This window comes from Fibrella musci (assembly GCF_041321105.1).
GTDB lineage: Bacteria > Bacteroidota > Bacteroidia > Cytophagales > Spirosomataceae > Fibrella > Fibrella musci.
Map to the genome: position 1 here is coordinate 1346468 of NZ_JBGGWD010000001.1, position 11521 is coordinate 1357988.

Below are 11521 nucleotides of genomic sequence, written 5' to 3' on the forward strand. Positions count from 1 at the left end.
AGTCACTTTGAACCTTGGACGTTGGACTTTGAACGTTAACCCCAACTAAGCGCATGCGCTTTTCAGACTACAAAACCCTCGGCTTTACCAACTGGTGCGTCGAGAACCGAACGGCAGTCTACATTTTCACCATCCTCATCACGCTGGGGGGGCTGTTTGTGTACAACAACCTGCCGAAAGAGCAGTTTCCCGACATTAAGATCCCGACGATTATCGTGCAGACGGTGTATTTCGGAACGGCACCCGCCGATATCGAAAACACCATCAACAAGCCGATTGAGAAGCAGATCAAGTCGATCACCGGCGTGAAACGGGTGAAATCGAATGCCTTGCAGGACTTCTCGCTCATCACCGTCGAGTTTAACCCCGACGTGCAGGTACCCGAAGCCCTCCAACGGGTACGTGACGCCATCGACAAGGCAAAACGCGACCTGCCGCAGAAGGTCGACAGCGGCCCTACAGCCCAGGACGTGAACTTCTCGGAGTTCCCGATCATGAACATCAACCTGGCCGGTAACTTCTCGCTGAACCAGCTGAAGGACTATGCCGAGGACATGCAGGACGCCATCGAGGCCATGCCCGAAATCAGCCGGGTCGACATTGTGGGGGCCCTCAAGCGGGAAATTCAGATCAACGTGGATCTGCCACGTATGCAATCGTCGGGCCTGGCGTTCTACGACATTCAGAGTGCGGTTCAGGGCGAAAACATCAACGTATCGGGTGGCGATCTCGATGTGGACGGTGTGCGCCGGACGTTGCGCGTGAAGGGTGAATTTACCAACGTGGATCAGATCCGTCAGTTACAAATCCGCACGGCAACGGGCGCTACGCTGCGCCTTGGCGATGTAGCCGATGTGCAGGACAGCTTCGAAGAACAACAGGATTTTGCCCGTCTCGACAACAAAACGGTTGTAACCCTCAACGTAATCAAACGTGCCGGGGCCAACCTGCTGTCGGCGTCGGAGAAAATCGAGCAGACGATCGAAGAGTATAAAGCCGACCGGTTCCCGCAAGGTCTCGACATCAAGATCACCGCCGACCAATCGGAACGGACGAAGGAAGACGTCAATGACCTGGTGAACACCGTGGTGCTAGGCTTCATCTTCGTGGTATTGGTGCTCATGTTCTTCATGGGGGTGCGCGACGCCATCTTCGTGGGGCTGTCGGTGCCGCTCTCGGCGCTGGTTGCCTTCGTACTGATGCCTATTCTGGGACCAATCGTGGGCACGGCCTTTACATTGAATACAATCGTACTCTTCGCCTTCCTGCTCGGGCTGGGCCTGGTGGTCGATGACGCCATCGTGGTGATCGAAAACACGCACCGGCTCTTCAACCAGCACAAAGACTGGACGATTCAGCAGGCCGTGAAAGCGGCAGCAGGTGAGGTGTTCATTCCCGTACTCTCAGGTACGTTGACGACCATCGCGCCGTTCTTCCCGCTGCTGTTCTGGCCGGGTATCGTGGGTGAGTTCATGAAGTTTCTGCCTCTGACGCTCATTCTGACGCTCTTCGCCTCACTGTTTGTGGCCTACGTGATCAACCCCGTGTTTGCGGTGTCGTTCATGAACCGCCACGACGACGACCACCACGAAGACAATCAGGGCTTCGACGCCATCAAACGGCCGCTGATCGTGATGACCGTGCTGGCTGCGATCGGGTACGTGATCGACCGGGGTCTGGGCAACCTGTTTGTGTTGTTCATCCTGCTCTACGTCTTCAACCACTATGTGCTGACGCCGTACCTGATCGTACCGTTCCAGGAAAACCTGTTGCCGAAGCTGAAAAATGGCTACCGGCGGCTGATCTCATTCCTGCTCGTTGGCTGGCGTCCGGTAGGTGCCGTAGCGGCAGCGTTCGGCTTGCTGGTGATGACGTTCCTGCTGATGGGGGTTTTCCCACCGACGGTGATCTTCTTCCCCAGCGGCGAGCCTGACTACATCTACGTCTATAACGAGATGCCCCAGGGTACCGACGCCAAAGTGACCGATTCGCTGACGAAGGTGATCGAGAAGCGGGTGTATAAAGTGCTCAACGACAACAAGGCGATGGGCGCCGTGAACTCGATTATCTCCAACATAGGCAAGAACGCTGGTGACCCGCAGAACCCTGACCGCAACGCCACGCCGCAGAAATCGAAGGTGACGGTGGCTTTTAAAGGCTCGCAGCACCGCGACGGTCTCCCCACCGACTCAATCCTGTCGAAGGTAAGGGTGGCTATGCAAGGCATTCCGGGTACCGAAATTTCAGTGCAGCGCGAAAGCAACGGCCCACCGACGGGTAAACCCATCGCGGTGGAGATTGCGGGCGACGATTTTGCCACGCTGCAACAGTTGGAAAAACAGGTACGTCAGCGTATTCAGCAGGCGGGCATCGAAGGCATTGAGCAGTTGAAGTCGGATCTCGTCACCAACAAGCCGGAGATTGTCCTGAACATCAACCGCGACAAAGCGGAGCGTGAAGGGATTAGCTCGCAACAGGTGGCATTCAGCATCCGCACGGCGCTGTTCGGCACGGAAATTTCGAAGTTCCGCGACCCGAAAGACGAGTACCCGATCATGCTTCGGCTGAAGAAAGACAACCGGAGCCAGATCGAGCGACTGCTGAGCCAGAACATCGTGTACCGCGACATGAACTCGGGTGGAGCGCTCCGGCAGGTACCGCTGACGTCGGTCGTGGATGTGCAGTATTCGACTACGTTCAGCCAGATCAACCGCAAGAATCAGGAGCGCGTGGTTACGCTCAGCTCCGACGTGGTGGCGGGTTATAACGCCAACCAGATTGTGGCCCAGATTCAGCAGTTGGTCAACGACCTCGACGTACCCAACGGCTATAGTATTCGCATGGGTGGTGAACAGGAAGACCAACAGGAATCGATGAACTTCCTGGTCTCGGCCTTCGGCATTGCCATCCTGTTGATCTATCTCATTCTGGCAACGCAGTTTAACTCGGTGATCAAGCCGTTCATCATCTTCACGACCATTCTGCTGTCGCTCATCGGTGTGTTCCTCGGCTTCATGATTACGGGCAAAGACTTCTCGGTAATCATGTCGGGCGTGGGGATCATCGCCTTGGCGGGTATCGTGGTGAAGAACGGGATTCTGCTCATCGAGTTTATCGAAGAGCTACGCGGCCGGGGTATGCCGACGCGGGAGGCCATTATTGAAGCCGGTGGCACCCGTCTGACGCCGGTATTGCTGACGGCCGCCGCAGCCGTACTCGGTCTGGTTCCGCTGGCGTTTGGTATCTCGATGAACTTCGTGAGCCTCTTCCGCGACTTCGACGCCAACCTGATCATCGGTGGGGCCTCTTCGGTGTTCTGGAACATCCTGGCCTGGACGATCATCTACGGCCTGACCTTCTCGACCGTACTGACGCTGGTGATTGTGCCGTGCCTCTACTGGATCAACGAGCGCGTGCGCGACAAGTGGTTCCGCAAAGGCAATCAGGCAACCGTACCGGCCCACCAGGAAGAACCGGCCGAAGTGTAGCCAACGTACCTAGAATGCAAAACGCCCCCGATCGTATGACCGGGGGCGTTTTGCATTCTAGGTACGTTGGCTATAAGGCCTGTAGCATCTTCGCAAACTCATCAGGCCTAACAACCGTGAGCTTAGGAAAATCTAGTGTGTGAAATACATCAAAACCTCGATCATAAGTGACCAGACACAGAGCATTTACAGAAATAGCCAAATTTGAAAATTTGTCATCATCCGGATCGTTCGTAATACACCAGACATAATACGGTTCGGCAAACACAACGTTCGTTGCGGTACACAGCAGATTAAGGATCAAACTGGCAGTTGCCGAGCTATAGAATTCACTTACTTTCTCTTCATACTCAGCCAAAATTTCGGTACTGACCGCCCAATCGAAGCGCTTATCCCGAAATGCTTCTTATATGAAGAACTCTTGATTGGCGCGGTTAATGGTAGTGAGCAACACGTTGGTGTCGATATCTCACTCATCATCCTTGCCTCAACTGCTCATAGTCTGCAGCTTTAATGCCTCGTTCCTGAACGGTTTGGTCTACATTTGCCAAAAGCATATCGCTGTAGAACGCCGTTAGCTTATCACGCAGCACAGTGATTTCCTGTTCACTCATCGGGCGGTTGAACAAACGTAATAAGGTCAATTGCATCTCATTAAGGCCCGTTTGCTGAGGTTGTGTCATACCCATAGTTGCTGTTCAATCAATTGGCTAACCCTACTAGCTACATTAAAGTTAACAAAACACGGGCACAAAATACCCGAGTCTGGCATTAGCAAAAACCGTCGACGGTGGTTAAGACCAGCCTGTTAGGTGCTTAATGGCCGAGACATTACCTTTCCCCGACTGCCCGGCTCACTGTCCGCCCGACGAAGGCTAAGCCGATCAGTACCGGGAGCAGAATATTGATCAGCCAGAGCGTCAGCGTAGCGGTGAGCAAGAGCGGAGCCGGTAGGCCGAACGGTGCAAACACCCAGAGCGCAGCGGCCTCCCGAATGCCCAGATCGCTGAGCCAGTTGAAGGCCGGCGCGATGGTTTTCACCAGATAGATGACGCCGACGCCCGACGCCAACGGGACCGCCGCCAGGTCGACGCCATACAGTCGGAAAGCGGCCACCAACTGCACCGAAAAGATCAGATGTCGCAGCAGGGCCAGCCCAAACGCCCCGGCCATATCGGCGTGGCTGTACTGCCCGATTACGGCCCAATAGCCAGCATACGTACCCAGCCGGGGCCACCGCGCCGACCAGCTGACGAACCGATGCCGATAGAAATTCAGCACGACACCCAGCGCCGACAACGTACCCAGCAGGCCCAGCAACACCCGGCCACCCGTAGTGTTTCGAATGGGCGCATACGTCAGGTACGTTGCCCAGGCCACCGCCCCGACCACCACCGCCACATAGAACTGCATGCCACCCGACACCAGCGCCGCCCCGACGGCCGCCCCCCGACTCGCCCGGATGGAAAAGACCCGCCCGGCGGTGTCGCCCAGCGGACCGGGCAGGGCCATACCCAGCGACAGCCCCGCCAGCACACCGCCCAGCGCTTCCGGAAAACGCAGGGGTTGCACCCGCCGGGCCAGCCACTGCCATTTTAAGGCTTCGACCGACCAGTTCAGCGGCGTTAGCGCGAGCAGAATCAGCGCGTTGGGCGACGTCCAGTTGGTGTGGCGGAGTTGTTGGGCGAGCGTTTTCCAGTCGGTGGGTTGCTGCCGGATGGTGTAGGCGATGAAGAGTAGCAGCCCGAAAAACGTCGCTAGTTTGGCCCAGAAAGTGATTTTTTTAGAGAAACTGGGCATTGAAACCGATTCCTTAGCGTTACCTTGCACACATGGCCTTGCAGACAAAAGCTTCCCAACCCGATTTACCCGAGAAAATTATTCTTGGCGTTGACCCCGGCACGCAGATCGCCGGTTACGGGGTTATCTCGGTTAGGGCCGGGGTGATGCGGATGTTGCAATACGGCGTGGTGAACCTCACCAAATATACGACCCACCAGCTCAAGCTTCAGAAACTGCACGAAACGATGCTGCGCCTCATCGAGGAACACCACCCCGACGAGATGTCGATCGAAGATCCGTTTTTCGGCAAAAACGTGCAGGCTATGCTCAAGTTAGGTCGGGCGCAGGGCGTGGTGATGGCCGCTGCCCTCTCGCGCAACATTCCGATCGTGGAATACGCGCCGCGCCGGGTGAAGCAATCGGTGACGGGGAACGGCAACGCCTCCAAAGATCAGGTCGCCCATATGGTGTCGCACCTGCTAAAAGTGGACCTGGAGCCGCAGTTTTTCGACGCCACCGATGCGCTCGCCATCGCCATCTGCCACCATTTCCACGAAAACGCCCTGCCCACCCGCTCGACCAAATCGACCAAAAAAGGGGCCTGGGGTGCTTTCGTCAGCGAAAATGGCGACCGGGTCATGTAAAGCGATACCAATGGGAGTGGGATCGTTATAAGCCTTCCTACGCAGGTGGCAATAGACTTGTTATAAAGTAAACCTGTCTTGGTTTGTATTGCGGCAGACTAACGTTCAATTTGCCTTGTATCCTGTGAATTGCACTCTTTTAAACTGAGTCGCGTAAGGGTTCTTATGTTAAGGAATTGTTCTCAGCTAGTTTAAGTCCGAAACAGTCTTAGAAACATTATGACAGGCAGGTCTTCGTATGGCTGTTAATACTTTTCTGAGCAGATCATTGACTAGCATTCTGCTCTTTATCGCAAGCACATTTATTGCGTTTTCACAATCGCCCGGCACCCTTGTTACGCGAGAAGTTCCGGCAAAACCTCATACTATTTTACCTCAGTATGTTAGTGAATCAGATTCTGCCTATCAGTGGGAAATAATTCAGCGGTCAAATACGAATAAGGGTACTTTCTTTCAGCTATCGCTTGTATCACAGAGATGGCGAAACATTCGCTGGAAGCATAATTTATTCGTGTTCTTCCCGGTTTCGCATTCATCAACGACGGGATTCTTATCCTTACAAATGTCGTTTGAGCCCGATCAGGCTTATACCGGGCTTTTACAAGCTGCTCAAGCTACGGGTATGCCCTGTGCTATACTATGCGACGTACCCAATCAGCCTCTATTTGGTGGGAAGTGGGAAGACGAACTCCTTAATTACACCTTTGAGCGCTATCTGCAAACCGGAGAGGGTACTTGGCCTTTGCTACTTCCGATGGTTAAGGGAGCCGTTCGAGCGATAGATGCACTTCAAGCGCTAACTAAGCAACAAGCTTTTCCTATTCTTGAGCATTTCATTCTTGCTGGTCACTCAAAACGAGGCCATACTGCTTGGCTTACGGCTGCAGTAGACAAGCGTGTAACCGGACTCGTTATTCAGGGATTCAACACGTTGAATTCACTAGCCCAAATTCCGCATTATTTTGCTGTTTATGGTGAACTCAATCAATCCGCTTTAGCTGCAAAAAAAGTAATCGAGCAAATAAATACGGAACGTGGGCAGAATCTGCTCCAGATTGTGGATGCCTACACGTATCGAGACCAGTTAATGTTGCCCAAGCTACTCATCATTGGCACTAACGATGACTATACACCAGTGGATGCATTGAATTTGTATTGGCCTGGTTTGCGGGGCTCTAAATCGGTTCTGTCTCTAACAAATGCAGACCATGTTGGAGCCAACAACGATGCTCGGCTCTTTCCAACGGCCTACGCTTTTATTCAAGCCACAGCAAAAGGTGAAGTTTTACCCACTCTGCAAAGCAATCTTGACCAGAAGAAAGGGAAAATTAAGCTGATTATTACAACTGACGAATCGGCTTCGTCAGCTTGTGTTTGGCGAGCTCACTCATCAACTCAAGACTTCCGAGAAAGTCAATGGGCAACTCAGTCGTCGGTCTTAAGTGTTGAGTCAATAGCGCAAAAAGGGAGGTCTTTTAAGCGTTTTGTACTGGAAATTGATGAACCTGCATCCGGATATACTACTCTGATCGGTGAGGTTGAGTTTAATAAACAACCGAAAAACTTCTTGTTATCAACTATACCCTACGTCATAAAGAGCAAGTGATTTTCTATTGTGTAAGTAGACGTCCTGTTCGAAAGCTTTGCTCTGGCGGGCTATAAAGTAAGTGCCCTCTTTATATAAGTTGGCAAACACCCCCGCTCCACCAAATTGGCTAGGAAAGGAACCTGGCGCACTTTCATCAGCGAGAACGGCGACCGGATGCTGACGAGAGTGAAATCGCTATGAGCTCGCCTAAACAGCAGTAGTAGACAGGTTATGAAGCGAACGTTCCTCTATGTTGCGACAGGCCAACGTTCAACTTGACTTGTAACCTACAAATTGTGCTTTTAAAGTAGACTATATAGTTTTTATATACAGGCAACCTTTATAAATAGTACTTACTTCGCCTGTTCTTTGAATAAGTAAAGTTGAAAAGCAATTTATATCCGCCTGATGCAACCCGAAGAGGCGGTTCTTCATCTACTAGCTACTAAATAGAATCACTAGCTAATTAACTTTGAAGGCCTCCACGATGAACCGGTTCTTGTTATGCATCGCTATCAGTTCATTTTTTAGTTCATGTTCTTATACTAGGAACTGGCAGGGAACATCCAATTCTCAAGTTGCCCAAGCCGAGTTCAACGAGCTGAACGGCAAACAATCATTTATACTCCATGTTCCTGATAACGACACCTATCTGTATTATCAATTCAACGAAACGGATGGAGAACTGGAAGCTTCTATAAAGTCGGCATCCGAACAGGTATTCAGTAAAAAAATAGACTCTTCAGAAGCAAACTCTGTTCATGTACTTAATCAGAAAGGAGCATTGTATAGAGTGACACTAAAGGGTAAGCATGCATCAGGCGCATTCGATGTCAGGTTTGTATCGGCTACTAAATAGACGGTTCGACTAATTGACAAAAATAAATTGATGTATAGTTAAAGAGATTGAGCTTACATACAATGTACAGTTACATAGTAGATTCGTAGAATGAGTTATATTCGCTGCTAACCGTCTCAACTACTTGTATGACACTTGACATCAAACGGATTTTAGGCCGATCCACTTTACTCCTACTCATAGCCACTTACTTAACTCAATGTAATGGAAACTTCTTTTACATTTGGCGTACCGGTAAACAACATGAATTTACAGTCAAACAGACTCGTTATCAACCAGTCTCTGATAGCTCCCCTGTTGTCGAAATTACAGGAGAGCTTGATGGAAATGCTGTAGTCTTTATACCTAATGGTTCTCCAGATAGCACAGGCTTTCCAACATGGCCTGGTAATTACTCACCAAGCTATGATAGCTATGTTGTGAGCCTTCAGAAAGGTAAAGTTGATAAGAAAATACATACTGAAATGAGGAGAGATTTCAAACTAATCTATCGACCAATTACGGCAAAAAGCGGATCGCTAAATATCAAAGTGAACTATTAAGCGCTATTGCAAAAGTGCGTTTATATAAAGCTGAAACTGCTCAGTTTTCTAACCAATCGGCAAAGCTTTTAGGCCAACGTTCAAGCCAACTATACCAGAAAGCCAATCCAGTGTAGGTTAGCACTCCTATCAAGACAATGCACAGCTTACCTCTCGAATTAGTGGCTCCCCAATAGATAATGCCAGTTACAGGAATGAGGAGCGTCATCACGATAGTAATTACCCATTTTGTTCTATAATCAAACGTTACGTTCAAAAGTTTTGACCTAATAGCATCTAACGGAAGTGGCAAATTTACATGAGTCAACAAACACGCCCTGCCTACCTGCTCGACCAAATCGACCAAGAAAGACTCCTCGGTTGCTTTCGTCAGCGACCGGACCCTGTGGATATAATTGCTCTACGCTCCCTTAATCATGTGGCTTAGACTTGCCACAAAAGAAACCTTTGTTTGTGTTGTAACAGAACTAAAGCACAATCTGACTTACCAGCTTTTCAACATAAGTAGTATAGCTATCATTATGTAAAAGGACAAAAACAAAATTAGTTGAGAGAAGGAATCCGTTAAAAAACTTGGAAAAATGCAGGATAAACAAAGTAATTAGGGGAGAGATTATAAACCAAACGCTTTGATTATTACCGTACTCCACACCTATGTCTACTTATAAATTTGGTCGTATTCTTCTAGTTAATAGTTTACTAGTTATGACCCTTAATGGGCTATTCTACTGGCAGTCTGTTAAAATTCTATTGGATCAACGACAAGCTGCTATTTTGATTGGGCTAGCCTTTTACGCCATTCAATTCGTAGTTACTTACCTTCTATTGGGCTCGCAGAAAACGTGGTTAATCCAGCCATTTCAAGCCAAGTCTATTTTACCAGCTCTGGCAGCAATGGTCATTGTAGAGGTAATAACAGTTTGTCTCATAGCAGGTTTGACGACTTCTCATCAAACGAATTTTGTTCCAAACCAAATCACATCCTACTTGCTCGTATTTGTTCTCAACTCGTTGCCAGGAGCCCTACTGGAAGAATGGCTATTCCGTTACTTACCTTTCCGATTTGGTCAACAAGCAACAAAACGCTACCAATCTCTCCTGTACTGTCTGGGAGCGCTCGTTCTATTCACTTTGATTCATATCCCTGCCTATTTTCTTCAATACAATCTTAGTTTAACCGAACTGGGTCGAGTTTTTATAATGGGTCTATTTTTTCTTATGATCTATTTATTAACCCGAAACTTAACTTTTACTGCCCTTTTTCATGGGTTAACTAATAAACCCCTTTATCTTATTGAATCGCCCTACTACTGGTTGTATTTTTACGTAAGTGTGTTCGTAGTTAGTATATGTTGGGCAGTATTGAATCGCAGCAAACAGCGCAACTCATTTGTTGTATAAATTTTAATATAATACTTAAGATCTATTTACTGCGGATCGCTCCATAAGATCGTGCTATATCGGTACATAGGATAAATGCTCGTATCCTCTGCAATAGACTTAGTAAGCAATCTAGTGGCATCGAACTCTTCTCGGCAAATCGTTCTAAAAGCGTTGAAATCGATTAGGCAGCTAACCTTAGAGGATCGTTGGGTTAACGCTTTGACGACTTCAGCGATTCGTTCAGGTAACCAAGCTTTACAAAGAAATAAGTCAACACCTGTTGATAAGTGATAATACAAGCCTACCATAACCCCTTATTTTTAAGGTAGGCCTTCTTCCGTTTCAAGCGTTGATCTCGAATTGGGATATACACTGTAAAGTATACTGTTGCCACCACCACTAACAGACGGATCAAAATTGCTGATGCCGTTAGTTGACTAATATTCATATTAAAGAAGTTCAGGATCATAAAGGCGCTAGAAGATTAGGTACGTTCACTGAGATCAAGACGATCCTGACCCGCCACAATATTCTACACCCACGAACTTATTATCCCCTTTAACCAAGCTTTGAGCTTTTATTTTCGGATCGTAAAATTGTAGATGGGTTGCTCAGGTAGTGGTATGAATTCTCCATTTTTTCGTTGCGCCACCAACGTGAGTTTAAACACTATATGATCTTCGGGTTGGGCATTCTGAAAGAAAGCAGTAGGCAACTCTTTATCCGTTACAGTTAGTTGAGCGACTTGGCGGCCATTCCGCACGAAGACAGCTTCTGTATTCTTGATTAATACTTCTGGCTTAAAATCGCTGTAGAAGTCGTTCGAACTTGTATTCAACAGCGCCTTAAAGCGAATTCCTTTAGCATCCGCTTTTATTCCAGTTTGCTGATTGATTGGCTTGCCATCAGAAAAGACAGCTACTGCAACCTGTGGTTTTGGAGTAAACGGTAAGCTCTGAGCTAGTAGGCTATTTGCAGCCACTAAGAGACAGGTAAAGGCCAAGAAGATCGATTTCATTGAAGAGACTAAGTTTATATACAGTCAAAACGTTTTATACACTTACTCGCGTATCTCGTTTGTCAAAATCCCTACGACTAACACCAGCATACTAAGAGATTTCTATGGTCTAAGCAAGCGAATAGGTATATGTTTTGTCATATTCCTGATTCTTACTCACTACCGCATAAGCTCGCCCTATTAGCTTATTCCGAACGGCGTTCAAAACAGCCATCTT

General features: G+C 48.9%; 8 protein-coding genes and 1 pseudogene. 5 read left to right on the top strand and 4 right to left on the bottom strand.

Annotated elements, in window-relative coordinates; all coding sequences use genetic code 11:
- Nucleotides 1–53: 53 nt before the first annotated feature.
- Complete coding sequence (locus ACAW74_RS05555; protein WP_370697198.1) at nt 54–3488, top strand: efflux RND transporter permease subunit; 3435 nt, start codon at nt 54–56, stop codon at nt 3486–3488.
- A 70-nt stretch (nt 3489–3558) separates the two neighbouring features.
- Here ACAW74_RS05555 and ACAW74_RS05560 read toward each other — a convergent pair.
- The 3 genes and pseudogenes from ACAW74_RS05560 to ACAW74_RS05570 all read right to left on the bottom strand — a co-directional run.
- Nucleotides 3559–3879: pseudogene (locus tag ACAW74_RS05560) on the bottom strand (PIN domain-containing protein); the annotation flags it as partial.
- An 85-nt stretch (nt 3880–3964) separates the two neighbouring features.
- A complete protein-coding gene (locus ACAW74_RS05565; RefSeq protein ID WP_370697199.1) occupies nt 3965–4171 on the bottom strand; it encodes a DUF8507 family protein in 207 nt (68 codons plus the stop codon).
- A 148-nt stretch (nt 4172–4319) separates the two neighbouring features.
- Nucleotides 4320–5288, bottom strand: a complete 969-nt coding sequence (locus ACAW74_RS05570; protein ID WP_370697200.1) for a lysylphosphatidylglycerol synthase domain-containing protein — start codon at nt 5286–5288, stop codon at nt 4320–4322.
- Between the two features lie 32 nt (nt 5289–5320).
- Here ACAW74_RS05570 and ruvC point away from each other — a divergent pair, with 32 nt between their 5' ends.
- The 4 genes from ruvC (at nt 5321) to ACAW74_RS05590 (ending at nt 10304) form a co-directional block, all read left to right on the top strand.
- On the top strand, nt 5321–5914 hold the full coding sequence (ruvC, locus tag ACAW74_RS05575; RefSeq protein WP_370697201.1) for a crossover junction endodeoxyribonuclease RuvC: 594 nt from the start codon (nt 5321–5323) through the stop codon (nt 5912–5914).
- A 268-nt stretch (nt 5915–6182) separates the two neighbouring features.
- Nucleotides 6183–7520 (top strand): PhoPQ-activated protein PqaA family protein, encoded by a 1338-nt coding sequence (locus ACAW74_RS05580; RefSeq protein ID WP_370697202.1) that lies wholly within the window; start codon nt 6183–6185, stop codon nt 7518–7520.
- Between the two features lie 969 nt (nt 7521–8489).
- Nucleotides 8490–8903 (top strand): hypothetical protein, encoded by a 414-nt coding sequence (locus ACAW74_RS05585; RefSeq protein ID WP_370697203.1) that lies wholly within the window; start codon nt 8490–8492, stop codon nt 8901–8903.
- Between the two features lie 654 nt (nt 8904–9557).
- Complete coding sequence (locus tag ACAW74_RS05590) at nt 9558–10304, top strand: CPBP family intramembrane glutamic endopeptidase (protein WP_370697204.1); 747 nt, start codon at nt 9558–9560, stop codon at nt 10302–10304.
- A 559-nt stretch (nt 10305–10863) separates the two neighbouring features.
- On the opposite strand, the gene ACAW74_RS05595 is transcribed toward ACAW74_RS05590, so the two are convergent.
- Nucleotides 10864–11304, bottom strand: a complete 441-nt coding sequence (locus tag ACAW74_RS05595) for a hypothetical protein (RefSeq protein ID WP_370697205.1) — start codon at nt 11302–11304, stop codon at nt 10864–10866.
- Between the last annotated feature and the right edge of the window lie 217 nt (nt 11305–11521).

Bases quoted from the DNA above. Each gene is read 5' to 3' on its own strand.
- ACAW74_RS05590 (WP_370697204.1), top strand. From the start codon at position 9,558: ATGTCTACTTATAAATTTGGTCGTATTCTTCTAGTTAATAGTTTACTA.
- ACAW74_RS05595 (WP_370697205.1), bottom strand. From the start codon at position 11,304: ATGAAATCGATCTTCTTGGCCTTTACCTGTCTCTTAGTGGCTGCAAAT.
- ruvC (WP_370697201.1), top strand. From the start codon at position 5,321: ATGGCCTTGCAGACAAAAGCTTCCCAACCCGATTTACCCGAGAAAATT.
- ACAW74_RS05565 (WP_370697199.1), bottom strand. From the start codon at position 4,171: ATGACACAACCTCAGCAAACGGGCCTTAATGAGATGCAATTGACCTTA.
- ACAW74_RS05570 (WP_370697200.1), bottom strand. From the start codon at position 5,288: ATGCCCAGTTTCTCTAAAAAAATCACTTTCTGGGCCAAACTAGCGACG.
- ACAW74_RS05555 (WP_370697198.1), top strand. From the start codon at position 54: ATGCGCTTTTCAGACTACAAAACCCTCGGCTTTACCAACTGGTGCGTC.
- ACAW74_RS05585 (WP_370697203.1), top strand. From the start codon at position 8,490: ATGACACTTGACATCAAACGGATTTTAGGCCGATCCACTTTACTCCTA.